Source organism: Candidatus Thermoplasmatota archaeon, assembly GCA_038884455.1.
Taxonomy (GTDB): domain Archaea; phylum Thermoplasmatota; class E2; order DHVEG-1; family DHVEG-1; genus JAWABU01.
Window position 1 is genome coordinate 1 of record JAWABU010000039.1, and the last position, 16,820, is coordinate 16,820.

General features: G+C 38.0%; 16 protein-coding genes. 10 read left to right on the forward strand and 6 right to left on the reverse strand.

What is annotated here, in order from left to right; genetic code table 11:
- Nucleotides 1-181: 181 nt before the first annotated feature.
- From QXL17_07035 to QXL17_07055, 5 genes are read left to right on the forward strand one after another with little or no spacing between them, the layout of a single operon-like run.
- Nucleotides 182-586, forward strand: a complete 405-nt coding sequence (locus QXL17_07035) for a hypothetical protein (GenBank protein ID MEM4258884.1) — start codon at nt 182-184, stop codon at nt 584-586.
- A 1-nt stretch (nt 587) separates the two neighbouring features.
- Entirely contained in the window at nt 588-1,268 is a 681-nt protein-coding gene (locus tag QXL17_07040) for a hypothetical protein (GenBank protein ID MEM4258885.1), read from the forward strand.
- 22 nt (nt 1,269-1,290) lie between these two features.
- A complete protein-coding gene (locus QXL17_07045) occupies nt 1,291-1,740 on the forward strand; it encodes a 4Fe-4S binding protein (protein MEM4258886.1) in 450 nt (149 codons plus the stop codon).
- A gap of 5 nt (nt 1,741-1,745) precedes the next feature.
- Nucleotides 1,746-4,073, forward strand: coding sequence for an aldehyde ferredoxin oxidoreductase C-terminal domain-containing protein (locus tag QXL17_07050; protein ID MEM4258887.1), 2,328 nt, complete (start codon nt 1,746-1,748; stop codon nt 4,071-4,073).
- Nucleotides 4,074-4,099: 26 nt separating this feature from the next.
- On the forward strand, nt 4,100-4,723 hold the full coding sequence (locus tag QXL17_07055; GenBank protein ID MEM4258888.1) for an acetate uptake transporter: 624 nt from the start codon (nt 4,100-4,102) through the stop codon (nt 4,721-4,723).
- A 187-nt stretch (nt 4,724-4,910) separates the two neighbouring features.
- On the opposite strand, the gene QXL17_07060 is transcribed toward QXL17_07055, so the two are convergent.
- The 3 genes from QXL17_07060 to QXL17_07070 all read right to left on the reverse strand — a co-directional run bounded on the left by QXL17_07060 (nt 4,911) and on the right by QXL17_07070 (nt 8,488).
- On the reverse strand, nt 4,911-6,068 hold the full coding sequence (locus QXL17_07060) for a M14 family metallopeptidase (GenBank protein MEM4258889.1): 1,158 nt from the start codon (nt 6,066-6,068) through the stop codon (nt 4,911-4,913).
- 313 nt (nt 6,069-6,381) lie between these two features.
- Complete coding sequence (locus QXL17_07065) at nt 6,382-7,284, reverse strand: hypothetical protein (GenBank protein ID MEM4258890.1); 903 nt, start codon at nt 7,282-7,284, stop codon at nt 6,382-6,384.
- 196 nt (nt 7,285-7,480) lie between these two features.
- Nucleotides 7,481-8,488, reverse strand: a complete 1,008-nt coding sequence (locus tag QXL17_07070; protein MEM4258891.1) for a PKD domain-containing protein — start codon at nt 8,486-8,488, stop codon at nt 7,481-7,483.
- A 157-nt stretch (nt 8,489-8,645) separates the two neighbouring features.
- Between QXL17_07070 and QXL17_07075 the strand changes: the two genes are divergently transcribed.
- The 4 genes from QXL17_07075 (at nt 8,646) to QXL17_07090 (ending at nt 11,590) form a co-directional block, all read left to right on the forward strand.
- Entirely contained in the window at nt 8,646-8,918 is a 273-nt protein-coding gene (locus tag QXL17_07075; protein MEM4258892.1) for a hypothetical protein, read from the forward strand.
- 1 nt (nt 8,919) lies between these two features.
- The gene (cas4, locus tag QXL17_07080; GenBank protein ID MEM4258893.1) at nt 8,920-9,450 is read left to right on the forward strand and encodes a CRISPR-associated protein Cas4; all 531 of its coding nucleotides are present in this window, start codon (nt 8,920-8,922) and stop codon (nt 9,448-9,450) included.
- Between the two features lie 97 nt (nt 9,451-9,547).
- Nucleotides 9,548-9,772 carry a hypothetical protein gene (locus QXL17_07085; protein MEM4258894.1) on the forward strand — a complete coding sequence of 75 codons (225 nt, stop codon included), beginning with the start codon at nt 9,548-9,550 and terminating at the stop codon, nt 9,770-9,772.
- 42 nt (nt 9,773-9,814) lie between these two features.
- A complete protein-coding gene (locus QXL17_07090) occupies nt 9,815-11,590 on the forward strand; it encodes a ribosome biogenesis/translation initiation ATPase RLI (protein ID MEM4258895.1) in 1,776 nt (591 codons plus the stop codon).
- A 9-nt stretch (nt 11,591-11,599) separates the two neighbouring features.
- Here the strand turns inward: QXL17_07090 and QXL17_07095 are convergent, their stop codons facing one another.
- Nucleotides 11,600-11,731 carry a hypothetical protein gene (locus QXL17_07095; GenBank protein MEM4258896.1) on the reverse strand — a complete coding sequence of 44 codons (132 nt, stop codon included), beginning with the start codon at nt 11,729-11,731 and terminating at the stop codon, nt 11,600-11,602.
- A gap of 114 nt (nt 11,732-11,845) precedes the next feature.
- On the opposite strand from QXL17_07095, the gene QXL17_07100 reads away from it, so the two are divergent.
- Nucleotides 11,846-12,547 carry a PrsW family glutamic-type intramembrane protease gene (locus QXL17_07100; protein ID MEM4258897.1) on the forward strand — a complete coding sequence of 234 codons (702 nt, stop codon included), beginning with the start codon at nt 11,846-11,848 and terminating at the stop codon, nt 12,545-12,547.
- A gap of 599 nt (nt 12,548-13,146) precedes the next feature.
- Here QXL17_07100 and QXL17_07105 read toward each other — a convergent pair.
- Both QXL17_07105 and QXL17_07110 read right to left on the reverse strand, forming a co-directional pair.
- Entirely contained in the window at nt 13,147-15,264 is a 2,118-nt protein-coding gene (locus QXL17_07105) for a PQQ-binding-like beta-propeller repeat protein (GenBank protein MEM4258898.1), read from the reverse strand.
- A 101-nt stretch (nt 15,265-15,365) separates the two neighbouring features.
- On the reverse strand, nt 15,366-16,820 hold a 1,455-nt coding region (locus tag QXL17_07110; protein MEM4258899.1), incomplete at its 5' end, for a hypothetical protein.

Below are 16,820 nucleotides of genomic sequence, written 5' to 3' on the forward strand. Positions count from 1 at the left end.
CTGAAATCGGCGGTGAAATTGCGGTTCACATGGTTCGCAACTGTTGGATTAATCCTTTTCTTTGCGCGTCCCATCCAATGAAAAAATGAATGTTTCTTCCTTAATTATCTATTTCGGGATGAAGCCTGGACATTCATAATTTTTATATATGCACTATTGTTTCCGTCCCAACGAGTATACTATGGGGAAGGAAAAAATACTACTGATCAGCGCAAGTATCATACTTATTGTTAGTGGGCTCTCATCGATATACGTCTATGCAACCACGTCAGATATGACAACTATTACGATTAACGCAATGGAATATACGATTGACCAGCTTTTTTTGTTAGGATCTGAAAAAATAATAACTGTGAATGGTGAAACAGTGAGTGGCGTAGCACTGGATGTGCTTATGAATAACATCGGAATTCGGAATCCAGAACAAAAACAATATACTATTATTGGAAAGGATCAGTATCAAAAAACTGTAACCTGGGAGAATATGCAACATGGAATACTTACCAAAAACCGCCAGTCACTATTTGAGGATCTTCCTAAAGCATTTCGCGTTAAAGATATCATCGCAATCGAGGTGACATCTTAATATGGATATAGAGAAAAAAAGACTTATTGCAGGTATACTTGCCTTTGGGTCATTGTGGGGTTTCTCAGAATGTATTCTTGGAACGCTCCTTCATGATGCAAATTTACCTGCTGGAGCAATTATGACTGGTTTTGTTGCAGTCGGATTGATGTCTCTGAGTAGAATACTATTTCAACAAAAAGGTATGCAACTTGGCATGGGTCTTGTTGCTGGAACTTTACGGCTTTTGAACCCGTTTGGCGGTTGTTTCATCTGTTCAGCATTTGCGATTATAGCAGAAGGCGCACTCTTTGAACTTATAGCTTTAAAAATCAGTTTTAATCTCCAAGATCTTACTTCTAAAAAGATACAGGTAAGCATCGGCATCATCACCGCATATACGATGTATATTGGCGGATATCTTATTACCCAGATTCTCACACCACTTCTCTCCAGTGCAGGTTTCAGCCTTCGAAACCTTATTGTGTTCATCCCTTCAATCCTTGCGAGGGGTTTTATTGCTGCTCTTCTTGGAGGGTGTATACTTCCAATGATGGTTTTTGTATTACAAAAACAGAAATTATCGATCAAAGATGCGTTCTACTATCCAGCGACGATTAGCATCTCGGTGGTCTGCTGGATGAGTGTTATTATCAATGCTCTGATTCATCTCTCATACTGTATCACCTGTAATATGTCATGACTGTGAGAGGATTGTTTTGTCTATGAATCAGCCAAAAACTGTAAAAATACTCGCCTTTCATGCAGATCGTTGTAAAGGTTGTTTAGCCTGTGAGAAAGCCTGCTCACAAGTGCATTTTAAAACTAATGCTGGTGGTGATCAGTCAGCACTTCGGATCACCAAAACAGATCAGGGATACCAGATGCATGTCTGTGATCAGCGGGGACTTTGTTTAGACCTTTGTCCGGTTGGTGCATTACGACGTCAGAAAAACGGCGTGGTTGTTCTTGATCCAAAGATTTGCGTGGGCTGTCAAGCTTGTGTTGCGTTCTGTCCAATTGGCGCGATGCGAAAATCAAAGCTACGGCTTGAGCCATTCAAATGCATTTCCTGTGGTTCTTGTGTTCGTGCATGCCCTGAGAAAGCATTGGAACTTGTCGAGCGAAATATCGCAGAAATAAAACAAATCGTTTATCATAAACAAGGAGTATAACATATATGGTTGAAGGCCAAATACCAATAGCTGAATATTCAACAGGAAACACAAAACATACCTGGGATGCGAAAAAACTCAGAGCAGCACATCAAAAACTCGCTGAATATACCTATAAAAAAGGAGACGTATATCGTGGTTACGCAAACCGCACCCTCTATGTCAACCTTAGTACGAAAAAAATCAGTGAGAAACCAGTCACTGATGAAATGAAAAAGCTGTTCACTGGTGGTCGGGGTTTCGGATTAAAACTTCTCTGGGAAGGTATAAAACCTACAACTCGGTGGAACAGTGAGGAAAATGAGCTGCTCATTACAACAGGTCCACTCTGTGGAACAACCCAGTATGCTGGTTCCGGGAAATCATTGTGTCTCTCAGTATCTCCATCAACTAATATTATCTGTGACTGTAATGTTGGTGGTTTTGTCGGACCTTATCTCAAATTCGCTGGTTTTGATGCTCTTGAAATCCAAGGCAAAGCATCAGAAGACGTAATTATCTTCATTGATGGTGAACATGGAAAGATCAGTATTGAAACAGCACCACACGAAGAAACCAACACGCATCTTCTCGCTGAACAACTTACTACGATGTATGCTTCTGAAGATACAGATCAAGCTCGGCAAAAGGTGGCTGTTGTTTCAACCGGTGCTGCAGCCGAACATAGCTACTGGGGTTGTCTAAATTTCTCTTTTTATGATATTCGTAGAAAAACACCACGTATTAAACAAGCAGGACGTGGTGGTCTTGGTACCGTATTCCGTGATAAAAAACTAAAAGCAATTGTCGTTAAAATTGATCATCTTACCGGTTTATCAAATCATCCTGCAGATCCCGACAAACTTGCAGAAATCGGAATAAAACTACATAAAGAAATACGAGACCTTGACCGCTACCAATGTAACATGCGCGCAGTCGGTACTGGACATTTAGTTGAAATTATGGATCAATATGATTTATTACCCTGCGAAAACTACCGATTTGGATCATTTCCCAAAGCAAGTAAGATTTATTCACCGAAATTCTATGAACTTTTTACCAAAATCATTCCTGATGGCTGCTGGCATGGGTGTACCCTTGCTTGTGCAAAAACCGTTGACGGATACACGGTTATGACTGGACCGTACAAAGGACAAAAAGTAACAGTGGATGGTCCTGAATACGAAACTATTGCTGCTTGTTCTAATATGAGTATCTGGGACCCACTCTGGATTTTAGAGTTTAATTTCTATTGCGATACCTACGGTATTGACACAATTTCGACAGGAACCGCAATCGCATTTTACATGGAGATGTACGAATACGGTATTCTGAACAAAGAACGATGCAACGGTCTTGAACTCTGTTTTGGAAATGCAGATGCGACTTTAGAGTTTATTCATCGGATCGCGCAGGGAGATCAAGCTGAATTTATCCGAATTGCTTCGCAGGGTATCAGACGGGTGAAGGATTGGATTCTCAAAAACGGTTGGGGTGACAAAAAACTTGTAGAAGATTGTGGGATGGAAAGTAAAGGACTTGAATTCTCAGAATACGTTACGAAGGAATCCCTTGCTATGCAAGGAGGCTATGGATTAACCTTGAAGGGACCACAGCATGATGAAGCATGGTTAATTTTTATGGATATGGTCAACAATGCTATACCTACCTTTGAGGATAAAGCAGAGGCGTTGCATTATTTTCCCATGTGGCGAACGTGGTTTGGTTTAAACGGTCTCTGTAAGCTTCCTTGGAATGATATAGAACCTGCGAACAATGCTCAAACTGAAGAACCTGCAAAAGTACCAGAACATGTTCAAAACTATGTGGAGTATCAAAATGCAGTTACCGGCTGGAAGGTAACAAAAGAAGATCTCATTCTTCAAAGTGAACGATGCTATAACTTTCAACGAGCGTTGAATGTCTGGATGGGTCGAGGGCGACGTAAAGATGATTGGATACCCTATCGAGCGATGGGACCAGTTACCGAGATGGAGTATTTGTCCCGGAGAGATCGTTATGACAAACAACTTGTAGAAAAAGTTGGTTTTACAGCACAACAAGTCGAACAGATGTCAATCCAGGAACGGATTCATCAATTATACCAATATCGCCAGAATCAGTATCAGAAACTTGCAGATGCTGTATATTATCGCCGCGGATGGACACAGAACGGCGTGCCAACACCACAAAAGATGCGGCAACTTGGTTTCACTGATAAAAAACTGCTACAGATGCTTGAAGAAAAAATAGCAGAAGACGAACAAGCAGGTTTAAACACATGGGGCGGCATCTATGGAATAGGTGAAAAACCACCAGCTCAAGAGAGACAATATTGGAAATTCTGGAAATAAATTTCTTAAAGAGAGGTTGACAATACATGGTTGAAAGAAAGATACAAGAAACAGAAACAATCGTTAAAGCTTTACCACCACTTGCAACAGAACCAGCACCACTTGGCTTAGTAGGTTTAGCAGTTGCTGCATTAGTCATTGGAGTAACGTATCTTGGGCTTACAGCACCGACAAAAACACTCTTGATTCCTTGGGTGTTATTTTTTGGTGCAACAGCACAACTCATCGCTGGGCTAATGGAATTTAAACGGAACAATATTTTCGGTTCTACGGTTTTTACTATTTATGCTATGACAATGTATTCGATTGCTGTCACATTGTGTATCCTTTTTTTCACTGGTGCAGCTTTTGATATCAAGCATTACGCGTTTGGTCTCGTGGGCATTCTCATTTTTAGTATGATTGCAACGGTTGCGTCGCTTCTTACCACTAAAGCGTTTGTTGCAATTATGGTTGTTGTTGATATTGCTGTTGCCTGTTTACTACCACACTATTTCGTTGGTTTTAGTTCAATACCTGCGGGTTTTTTCCTTATTCTTACATCGATTCTTTCGTTTTATACCGCAGCAGCGATTCTCATTAATACGATGCTTGGAAAATCCCTTATTCCTCTCGGAAAACCGTTGTGGAATGTGAACAAAAACAGATAATTATAAAAAGATTTATATACTATTATATTCAATATATATTTTTAGAGAAATGGGGGGTTTATTATTTTCAATTCACATCTCCTCACCACCTCACTTCATCCCCCCTTTCTCTCGATACGTAACAACACATTTTTTCCTTATTAAATGTATGTATGAAACAGGTCAATTGTACAAAAATGGTATTTTTTTATTGTTCTGAACCTAACTGTACTGCTCGTTCGCAGATATACAGATGGACACCAACATGGGTTCGACAAACCGCATCCATAATACTTTGACTTGATGGTGCCCTTTCTTTACACAACTCGATGGTAAATGAAAGAATGTTATGTGCACCATATAACCAATCTTCTGAGGTGCCAATGGTACCACCATAACCTGGACGTATCGTTGATTTTCCGGTATAAAGATAATACTGATTGATCCGAGAAATGTTTTCTCCAATTGACAAGAATAGGGATTCATCAGGTGTTACCTGGGAGGCATGGTCCCAGGGATACAAAATAAACTCACCGTATGTATGATATGAAAGGGAAATACGGATCGTATGATGTGTTTCGACGAAGGCTTTTACTGCTTTTGTTTCATTTTCAGAAAAAGGATAAGGTCCTCTATAGTTATAGCTTGAGTCGCGCATATTGAAGAAAAGTGAATAGCGCGTTGGAAACAGATAGTAAAGATACCATTTATATCCATAGTTTCTGTTGAGATTCACACCGTAGGAAGTTATAGTTTTTTTGAAACCAAATGGACCATAATTTGGGGCACAATTTTTCCGAGAATCAGCTTCAACGCCATCAGGATTTACCATCGGTATAATATAGATCTGTGTAGTATTGACGATATGCCGCACATAATCCTCTGATGGATCCTCATCAATACGACCATCACCATCATTGTCTCTACCATCGAATTCATCTTCATCAAAAACACCATCTCCATCATTGTCTGTTGTTGGCTGGTAATAATTATCAACGATGTATCTTACAAAAAATAAGGGAATTTCATATGATGGTTTTTCGTTTCCATGGTGAGCTCCCATTATCAGGACGCCTGGCTCATCTTCCTGTTCTTCGGGGTGATCTGAGAGTGTCACCTGCCAGATGTTTCGTCCTTGATAGGTTGTTCCAAGGGAGGTTAGATGAAAAATCTCAGGATATTGTTTCTGGAGATTGAAGAGCAACTCAGTCATTTCTTGATAGGTAAGATAATGATATACATCGATATCATTTGATGTTTGGGTTGCTGGTACAGCAGGATGTATTGGGTGGAGATGACCTATGCAGAGAAGAAATAAAATTCCCCAAAGTAGAGGTCGTTGGTATAGCGTGTTTTGTACGTTCATTGGTATTAATCTCCTGTAATACTAGTAGGTATCCTGCTATATAAAAGTTTTTTAAAATCTCGAGTTCCTCTATACTACTAGGAGATCTCCTGCAATGATTTTTGCTATAAGTATCAATGTCGAAACAACGATGAGCAACACGATAAATTTTTTTCTTGAACTCATACTTTTCTCACTGGCATATTATGATAGATTTTGATGGTATTAATATGCAGCGAAAATGTTCGGAAAAAACCAAACAGCCTTTATTCTCGTACTCATCTCATAGGTTAGCTTATTTCGTTACACGTTTAATCTTCTAAAGATAATTTTTTTATGAAGGTACATCAACTGTAGTCTCAGGCTGTGTTTTTTTTTCTTGGAGGTACATTATTCCTTTTTCGGTTAGTTTGATTTCATCAGTTGACGTATACTGTAAGTATTCGTATCGTAATAATTGATTGAGAATGTCGTTAAATTCTGCTTTAGTAGCTTGTAGAAAATACAAGGCAGTTTCTTCATCAATGTCACGTTCATAGATCATTTCAAGCAGTTTGTGTTGTTTTTCTGTGACTTCTATTTTTTCTTTTTTTAATGTTAGTTTACCGAAGTCGGTTAACGTTCTAACATAATATTCCATCAGTTTGTTGATATGGAGTCGATCGAGCAGTTGTCCTTTTTTATTGTATAAAAAGCAAATGTTATTTCTATACTTGAACGTCGCAACATCAGTCCAAGCATAATTTGGAATCGTTACTTTCATTTCAGCATTTTGATTTTCTTCCTGATGATGCAAAATCATTTTTTTCCTTTCTAGTTGTTCGTGAAGATGTTTCTGTTCGAGTCGTAATAAGTCAAGATCAACACCGATATTTTTTAATTCAACTAGATATTCGGTTTCCAAACGTGTTTTTAACTCATGAATAAAATACAGTCCGGTATCCTCTTCAAGATCCATACAGAGAATTCGAATAATTGATTCTATTGATTCACCGATTTTGTTTGGGGGGATTTTTTCAATAATCGGATTAATTTCGATTGCCCCTTCAAGTGCTCCTTCATGATACGTAATATTGTGAATAGTTATATTATGGAGAAAATCATATTTTTCTTTCAGTGAGAGTACAATGGCTTCCATAAAGGCACATGCGATTGTCTCTGATGATCGTCTGCCGGCTATGGTAATGAGCAATAATAATATTTTTCTCAGAATTTGAGAGTTGGTAATTTTTTTCATGGTGAGATATGAATCAATACTCCTTAAGTTATACTCTCTATTTTCATATATTAATTAATTTCGTGTTATTTTTGCACTATGTCAAAATAGCAGCATTCTGATACCAAACAATTAAAAAAAATAATTTCCTTAAAATAAAAAAGAAGTGTGAGAATAACTCACTCCTCCTTTGTAAGCTAGAAAACTAGGTTTTTCTCTATGCACGTTCCAAGATAAACTGTAATTGTTCATTTTCGCTCAGACGTACTGTGATATTTCTGCCCTGTACTTTAAAACCAGGTTTACTAATCTCAATATAGTACGTTCCTGCAGGTACTCGCATTCGAAAATCTCCTCGATTTATAAGAGGTATCCTTCCGGTCTGAGCAGTTTTGGTATATGAACCATTCGTAATCGTTATATTAGCACCTGCTGCTCCAATTTTTCCGTATGGACCAAGAACAGTACCAGTAAGTAGCCCGCATTGATTATTTGGATTGAGATTAAAAATGATAACTGGATGTGTGACTACCTGAATATTACCTGCATTATCTTCTGCTTCAACTTTAATCATATGACTGAACATTGTTTTTTCATTCCATGTCCAAAGATACGGCGTTGAATTTACTATTTTTTTCAGCTGTCCATCAATATAAAAACGAACTTCCTTTATCCCGGTTTCTGCATCGGTCGCTTGGACAATAATGTCGATCCCACCGATAATGACAGTGAGATGTACAGATATCATCTTCATGAGTCTTGAACGGAAATAGACGCCTGTAACTGGAGTGAGGATCGAAATTCTAGGGGGTGTTGAATCTTCTTGCTCAGTTATTGTTGCAGTGGTCGTATTTTGTGCAGTAGTATTACTGTTATCTTTAACCTGGACAGTTATCGTATATACTCCAGGGGTATGGTAGATATGGCTGGTTGGATTTTGATATGCTGGTGCCGTGGTATCACCAAACGTCCATGTCCAATTGATTGGTGAAATTCCTCCTGAAACTGAACCATTGATAAGTACTGGTACTCCGACCACGCCAAAATAAGGTCCGTTTGCGCTAACCGTTAATGGATCATCTGTTTTTTCATCTCCTAAATCAATAATGTTTGGTACTAATTCTTGATTATTTTCTGAGGTATATGCAAATGCAATTGTACTATTGAAAAAAATCCATACAATAATGAACATAGGTATGGTTTTTGATATAGGACCCTTCTTCATAGGCATCACACACTACGCTTAGGTATTCACGTTTCTTTTTATCGCTATTTATATCTTGTTTTACAGGTAGTACCAAAAATCTTTTTTACAAGGATAGATAATAGTTTCGATGTCCTCACCAGACACATTAAATATATTTTTTAAATTTCATGGTACTATGGTACAAAGCCTTCCTCATAAAAAGCATCATTGTTCAATAATTACCGCTTCAGAAATAGCGCAATATGCATATTGTCCAATGGCATGGTATCTGAAAAAATGCGGTTATAAACCAACGTCAGTTTCTCTTGAACAAGGAAAAAAAATTCACGCATCGTTAGAGGATACGATCTTTACTGTTCGAGAATCGATGCAGCTGATATATCGATATATACTACTTGGGATAATCTTTCTAGGAATCTGTTGTAGTATTTTTCTCATGACGTGGTAGTATGCATTTTGGTGTATTATTTAGCTTTTTTTTCTTTTTCGTTGCCTGTATCATCCTTCTCAAAGCATTGATGTGCTTTCTCAAGAATCGGAAATTACAACAGGAAAATAATATTCCGAAAGGAACAATTTTTTACTCTGATTTGAACAACTGTGGAAAACCATTGTTCTCTAAAAAGTATAATATTACTGGTAAACCTGATTGCATTGTAAAAACAAGGCATCATCTTATACCTGTTGAGTTTAAGTTAGGTATCCATCAGAGACCATTATATGCACATAGTCTTCAGCTTGCGGCATATTGTCATCTCATCGAAGAAACATATCATCGTTTTGTTCCATACGGTATGCTCATCTATCAAAATCAACGATTTACTATCCCATTCGATCCAAAACTTCGATATGAACTTGATCAGGTACTTCAGAAGATCAGGACATCAGAAACAACTGGTGATCTGCATCGTAATCACCACGATATCACGAGATGTAAGAACTGTTCTTTGAGAATATATTGTTCTGAAAAACTCATCTAGTAATGAACGCTGTCAAAGTTGAAAATATAAAAAATCTTTTAAATAAATAAACAATATATAGTTGTAGATTAATTTAAGTATCTGTTGGGGGATTGAAGTGAGTTCACGTGAGGATGAGTTAACCTTTGAAGATGGCGTTCTATTCTGCAAACATATCTTTCAATGTGCTATTCATAAAACATTAAATGGTCTGCCGGAGCAGTGGGATATCTTTTTTAAGACCCAGGAAAAATTACAAAAATTTGACATACCCCAGAAAAATGAACGTCTCCATGAAATCTTATTTAAACTCGAAATGGAAGATGTTTACGCAAAAATGTAGCATAACCTTTTAATAAAACGTATTCTTCTGGTTTTTTGCACTATGCGAATAGCAGTCTTATTAAAAGATAGATGTAAATCAAAGAATTGTGCGATGGAATGTATCAAATTTTGTCCGAGAGTACGCGCTGGAGATGAAACTGTAGTTCTCGGTGAAGATGGTAAGGCAGTAATCTCTGAAGAGCTCTGTGTAGGATGTGGGATCTGCGTTCATAAATGTCCTTTTGAAGCGATAAAAATTATTGGACTTGCTGAGGAATTAAAAACAGATTTGATTCATCAGTTTGGAAAAAATGGATTTCGATTATATCGGTTGCCTATCCCAAAACGAGGGAGTTGTGTTGGTATTCTTGGTCCAAATGGTATCGGAAAAACCACAGCGTTAAAAATACTTTCAGGTCAACTTGCACCAAATCTTGGGAATTATCGATTGAAAAAACCTCATTGGAATGCGGTTCTTGAATACTATGCAGGAACTGAATTGTATGATCATTTCAAAGAGATATCAACCGGAAAAAGTAGCTGTGTTGTCAAACCGCAATATGTCGATAAACTCCCGAAGGTACTCTCCGGCAAAATTGGGGAGATTCTTCAAAAGAATGATACCAATCATCGTTTTGATCTGGTGGTCCGACAACTTGGTCTGGAACCTCTCCTGGAGAAGCAGATTGAGAATGGTAATCTTTCAGGTGGTGAGTTACAACAAGTTGCAATTGCTGGAGCATTAATTAAGGATGTTGATTTATATTATTTTGATGAACCCACATCGTATCTCGATATTTATCAACGATTAAAAGTCGCTCGGATCATTAAAGATTTAGCACGTGATAAAAAAGTTATAGTTGTTGAACATGATTTAGCAGTGATGGATTTTTTGTGTGATACTGTTCATATCATGTATGGTACTGAAGGTGCGTATGGTGTTGTAACATTTCCTCGAGCAGTTCGACAAGCAATTAACACGTATCTTTCTGGTTATTTAAAGGAGGAAAATATTCGTTTTGGTGAAAAAATCGAGTTTTTTGATCATCCTCCAAAACAACAGCAACAGATGAACATTCTTGTTTCATATGATCGTCTGTCAAAATCTTTTAATGATTTTACGTTAGATATTGAACCAGGGATTATCCGTCAGGGTGAAATTATCGGTGTCGTTGGTCCGAATGCGATTGGGAAAACAACATTTGTGAAAATACTTGCCGGTGTTATCAAACCAACAGTCGGGAGTATCACGTATGATTTAAAAATTAGTTATAAACCTCAGTCGATATCACCGGATTTCGAAGGTTCAGTTCGAGATTATTTTGAAAAATTTGCGCAGCAGATTTTTATTTCATCGTTTTTTCAAGCTGAAATTTTTGAGCCATTGCATTTAAAATATCTTCTAGATCATGATGTTTCAACTTTGTCCGGTGGTGAGTTGCAACGGGTTTCTATTGCAGCAGCAGTTGTTAAAGAGGCAGATATTTATTTAATCGATGAGCCATCTGCATATCTCGATAGTGAGCAGCGGATGATTGTATCAAGAATGCTCCGTCGCGTCATGGAAAAATCTGGTAAATCAGCGCTTGTTGTTGATCATGATGTGTATTTTATTGACATGGTAAGCGATGCGTTAATTGTTTTTGATGGTCAATCTGGTAAATATGGCCATGCTCAAGGACCATATAGTCTGCATGAGGGTATGAATCGTTTTTTAAAAGATGTTGATATTACTTTTCGACGTGATGATGATACAAATCGCCCTCGTGTCAATAAAACAAACTCGTATATGGATCGACAGCAGAAACAAACTGGAGAATACTACTACAAAATGTAATAATTTTTTTTAGATGTCTCTGAGATCTTCTTCAGTGAAAAATTTCAGAACAGTTCCATCCGGGAGTATTGCAAGTTTTACTTTCTCTCCTGTTTCTGGATCGATTTCATCCCGAAACTCTGTTCCAGCAGGAAAATTCATGGTGTTTCCTCCAAAATGCAATATATCCTAATCCTTTCTTTGTTTAAAAATCTATCATTTTGTGTACATCTATCTAAAATTACTTATAACAAGAATCATATTCATTCATGTACTATGAATTTGATATCATATGCCCTGCTCATACTCTTTTCTTTTGTCCCCCCTCTTATATATGCTGTTTGGATTCGGAATACTGAACGATACCAACGGCAGTCGTGGTTTTCGATTGCAGTCTGCTTCCTCTGGGGTGCAAGTATTGCGATTATCGCAGCGCTCATTCTTGAACACGTTTTACATGTTTCGCTTTCGGTATCGATACAACGTGTTGAGTTGTTGCCATTTTTGAGTGTAGTCCTTGTTGCTCCTGTTGTTGAAGAATGTGTCAAACCTTTTGCATTACGGTTAAAAACTGTACAGCAATCTATTGGTGAATATGAGGATGGATTGATTTATGGTGCTGTTGCTGGTCTGGGTTTTTCTGCTACGGAAAATCTTTTTTATGGATGGGATTTCCTTTCACAAGGTTTCATTATTTTTATTCTTTTGATTAGTATTCGAAGTGTTGGTGCTTGTTTTCTTCATGCTTCAGCAACCGCAATGACTGGATATGGTTATGGGAAGAAATTGCTCAATAAAACCTCGGTATTTCGTATCGTGCCGTATCTTGTTGTAGCAATCTGTATGCATAGTTTTTATAATTTTGTTCTGACGTTCGATCTTATAGGTAACGTTTTCGGTTTGATTATTGCCTTGATTTTTTCTTTTGCTTCCTTTCGATTCATTCGAAAGAAAATCCAGCATCTCGATATGGTGTAATAACATTTTTTTCTGATATGGCAACGTTGGTGATAAAATGTTGATTAGAGTGTTTCGAGTGTTCTTCTCTTTATTCTAGGTAGTATGATGATACTTGACGAATACCCACAGTCGGAGATTTTTGATTGTTGGGTTTTTTTGATTTCGATTTCTTGTCTTTTACAGTAGTGCATAATAAGTTTGCTGTATTTCTTGTTTGGTTTGAGATGGAAAGATACTCGGTTGGTGTTGTGGTTGAAATGGTGGTGAGTGAGTATATCTTTATCTTGACTGAGAATCTGAAGTGCACAAACCCATGGGTTTTGCTTTTGGTTCTCTTTCAATTTCTACTATGGTTAAAGCTTTAAATGTTTTGAGGAGATGCCAGAAGAAGGAACCGGTATTGTATTCGGGACAGTTTATTCGTTTGTTGATTCTGTTTTTGACATAACAAAAAAATTATGAAAAGAAGAAGATAAACATCATTTCAAATGTGATGGGGGGGATGGTGAAATGAGCAGGTATCTTACGTACAGTGTTCATCTTCTTCTTTTTCTATGAATTTATTTTGTGTAACTCTAAAAAAATGTATTTTGAAAAAAAAAAAGAGAGAGGGTTTTTTATTGTGGTGGTGCAACCCCAACCACAAAGATTAACACGACGGTTCCTTTTGCTGTTGCTTCAGCATTCATACCTTCGCTACAACTTGCAGTTACCGTGATTGTTGTTTTTCCAAAACCAAGGATTAACCCTGATTTTATGGTTACTTGATCACCTGGCTTGAGAAGATCAATCGTTCCTGTTGTTTCTTTACCCAATATTATAACTCCGCCAGATAAGTTGATTTTATAGTTGATATTTGTTGCGTCGCCATCACCATTATTTTTGAGCACCGCTGATACGCCGATGCCTCCTTTGATGCTGTTAATTTGAAGCTCTGGGATCGGCATTCGTTGTATTTGTATTGGATGTCCTGGTGATAGATCAGTTGTTGCATTTTTTGTGTCACGTGCTCGAACTCGTACTTGATAGGTTGCTGGTAGATTCCAACTGTGGGATGCACTGACTGGTGTTCCACTAGGAACAAACGGTGTCCATTCTGTGGTTGTTCCATCACCCCAGTTGAATTGATATGATATCATATCATCATTTGGATCAGTGGTCACAGCGGTAAATGTATATTCTGTTTGTACATACCCTGTGCTTGGTCCTTCTGGTGCTGCAGGTCTAACCGGTGGACGGTTGATTGTAAACAAATGAGGTGTTGACCAGCTGCTTTCTTTGTTATTGATATCTTTTGCTTTTGCTTTGATCTGGTAGTCGCCACCCGTGGTATATGTATGCGAGGCAAAATATATTGGATATGTTTGTGGATCATAGTATGAGGTCCAGGTGAGTGGTGTTCCATCGTTCCAATCAATCATCAACGCAACGAATTGTCCTTCTGGATCTGACATCGTAAAGTTAAATTGATAATTCACACCGATTTCTCCTTCATTTGGTCCATTGATCACTGGTGTGCTTGGTGGTTCATTTAAACCAAAACCATACACCCATGTTTTATCTAAAATAACCCAAACTCGGTTGTTTGCAATTACTGGTTGTCCTCGTGGTTGTTCGTTGAAGAGATATTGCCATACAATTGTTGTTGAACCAGAACCATCACCAGCTGCGTCAAAGCAGTAGATTTTGTAATCTGGGAAGTTTCCTGCATGGTTGATAATGATTTTGTTATCAGCAATCGATGGAGCAAAAGCTGAGGTTATATCTGAGTAACTCCATACTTGTGTCCCAGTTGTTGCATTGTAACAATACGCTTTATTGGTTGTTGCTGCGTAGGTTACAAAATATAGGTTTCCATAGGTTGCTGAAATTCCTGAGAAAAAACCTGCAGGGAATTCTTCTAACCAGAGTTCTGTTCCAGTGGTTCCATCTAGACAGATTAAACGGTTATAGGCACCTGCATAGATTTTATTGTTATACAGTGTTACGGGGGTTACTGGTGAATAGGTTCGGTATTCCCATATTTTTGTTCCAGTGGTTACCGAAAGACAGTAGATTCTTCCTGTGGGATAACCTGCATAATTTGGTTTACTTGCAGCAAAAAACACATAATTCTCAGTTACTGCTGGGGTTGTAAAGATTTGATCTACAGCGGTAAAACTCCAGATGAATGATCCACTGGTGAGATCAAGGCAGTAGAGTTTTTTGTCGGTTGAACCAAACAATAACTGATTGTTGATAGTGGTTGCAGAACCTCGAATAGTTCCACCCGTGGTATACATCCATTGTTGTGCACCGGTTGTTTTATCAAAACAGTACATGGTTGAATCGATACCGATGTAGATATTGTTTCCTTCAACCAGTGGTGTTCCTTGGATGCTGTTTCCGAGTTCACCAGGGTTTTTCTTCCAGATGATGTTACCGTTGTAGGCGTTGGTACAGTAGAAAGCACCGTTTTGAAAACCGACGTAGAGTTTTCCATCAACGACAACACCACCACTGTATCCAACAGCGTTTGAAAATGGATCGAATCGTGCTTGTAAAAATACTTCATCGGTTGATGGTGCTGCTGATGGTGTAAAACCTGTGTTTGCAGAGTCATGTCCATATTGTGGCCACCAAAAACTTGTTGTTTGCTGTGGTTGGTGTGGTGTTCTAAAAGTTCCGGTCGCTGCTACTGATGCTCCAGTAGCGAATATCAGCATAAATACTATTATATATGCTTTTGTTTTCATCTTATTTTCCCCCAAATATATATTATTTTATTGTTTATGTTTATTATAATAAACGTAGTATTATATATAGTTTACTGTTATTGATTGTTTTTGAATATTATTCATGGTATCCTTGTACTCCGTATGATATCAAGGAATATTGGACCGAACTCATGATTTGCTGTTGCAGTGGCAACGCTTGCATCCATAATTGTAGATGGTTCATGACTGTCGGAAAAATGATGTCCGATTTCGTGAGTTATGATATGTTCTGCAATATGCGGTACAGTAAAATTAAATATAGAACTCCGAGATCGTGATACCAAATCGTAAATTGTTTGATAAAAAATAGCTGAAGCCTTTTTATTAACTATCGGGTTGTTGTAAATCCATTTACTTTGTGTGACACCTAATGTGTCATCATCAGGTACTGGAGGGGAAATCCGTGGATTTAGGTTGTGCGAAGTAAAAAACGACATATTAATTACGCAATCTGGGTCTGCGTCTTCTTCTTTATCAAATTCCCATGCACTCACGATAAATACAGTCCAGCAATCAATAGTTGATCGACTGTCTTGGTAATTATCCCAGAATCCTATTCCCATATCTGCCCAGAAAGAGCCAAGGTGCATTGTAAATGGTATATAATCAGTCCATTCATCCCAGTAGATAGGCAATACATATGCTTGTGCAAAAGCATTGATTAATGTTGATCCGCCGTTGGGGGTCTGTGGGAGAATATCGAGATTATCATCATCAAATACTCTAACACTTTTGTTTATTAGCGTCGTTGGCGGAATTCCTTGAATTACCAACCAAAGAATATATTTTGATGGTACCCCTATCTCTTTTGGAAATGCTCCTAATCCGACTGTTGTATATTCTACATCAATTCTACTTTTTAATATTGGATATCTTATTTCATCTGTTATTTGTAGGTATCCTCCCTCTAGACAATCAAGTTGATCAGCCCAATCTGAATCGAAACCATTCCGAAGTTTTATGGTTACTGCTGAATATCCTGGAAGTCCATAATTAGGAGTAATGCTAAGAAGCGTTCCGGACAAGGTTACCTCATCAAGTGATTGCCAAGAGATCATGACATCTCGTTCGATCCAGAGTCGCCGCCAAACTGTGAGTAATTCGGTTATTTGATTTTCAGAGACATTGTTTCCGAATCTAGTATGCACTTCTCCATATCTTGTTCTTTGCGGGACACGTAAGGTGTTAATCCATTCGTATTCTGCGAGATCAGCAACAACACGATAGTTATCACCAGGTTGCATTGATACTATAAAACTTACGTACACCCTCCCGAAGTTATTCGTGGGTTTTGAGTCAGTATTAAAAAACCGATATTCTGCTGGCATTCCTCCTATCTGATGAAGACTACTATCAGTATCGTGTGTGATTGATGATTGAGGCGGACGGATAGTGTAAGTAAAAAATCCAACCTCCTGTTTTTGTCTGTTGTCATGGCTTTTTGATTCATCATCAACTGGGATTCGTGACTCTTTCGGATCATCGACATCAAAATATTTCAGATACACCATGATATTTGGGAGTGGAGGGTTGAT

Bases quoted from the DNA above. Each gene is read 5' to 3' on its own strand.
- QXL17_07070 (MEM4258891.1), bottom strand. From the start codon at position 8,488: ATGAAGAAGGGTCCTATATCAAAAACCATACCTATGTTCATTATTGTA.
- QXL17_07050 (MEM4258887.1), top strand. From the start codon at position 1,746: ATGGTTGAAGGCCAAATACCAATAGCTGAATATTCAACAGGAAACACA.
- cas4 (MEM4258893.1), top strand. From the start codon at position 8,920: ATGCATTTTGGTGTATTATTTAGCTTTTTTTTCTTTTTCGTTGCCTGT.
- QXL17_07100 (MEM4258897.1), top strand. From the start codon at position 11,846: ATGAATTTGATATCATATGCCCTGCTCATACTCTTTTCTTTTGTCCCC.
- QXL17_07090 (MEM4258895.1), top strand. From the start codon at position 9,815: ATGCGAATAGCAGTCTTATTAAAAGATAGATGTAAATCAAAGAATTGT.
- QXL17_07060 (MEM4258889.1), bottom strand. From the start codon at position 6,068: ATGAACGTACAAAACACGCTATACCAACGACCTCTACTTTGGGGAATT.
- QXL17_07045 (MEM4258886.1), top strand. From the start codon at position 1,291: ATGAATCAGCCAAAAACTGTAAAAATACTCGCCTTTCATGCAGATCGT.
- QXL17_07040 (MEM4258885.1), top strand. From the start codon at position 588: ATGGATATAGAGAAAAAAAGACTTATTGCAGGTATACTTGCCTTTGGG.
- QXL17_07105 (MEM4258898.1), bottom strand. From the start codon at position 15,264: ATGAAAACAAAAGCATATATAATAGTATTTATGCTGATATTCGCTACT.
- QXL17_07035 (MEM4258884.1), top strand. From the start codon at position 182: ATGGGGAAGGAAAAAATACTACTGATCAGCGCAAGTATCATACTTATT.
- QXL17_07055 (MEM4258888.1), top strand. From the start codon at position 4,100: ATGGTTGAAAGAAAGATACAAGAAACAGAAACAATCGTTAAAGCTTTA.
- QXL17_07095 (MEM4258896.1), bottom strand. From the start codon at position 11,731: ATGAATTTTCCTGCTGGAACAGAGTTTCGGGATGAAATCGATCCAGAA.
- QXL17_07065 (MEM4258890.1), bottom strand. From the start codon at position 7,284: ATGAAAAAAATTACCAACTCTCAAATTCTGAGAAAAATATTATTATTG.
- QXL17_07075 (MEM4258892.1), top strand. From the start codon at position 8,646: ATGGTACAAAGCCTTCCTCATAAAAAGCATCATTGTTCAATAATTACC.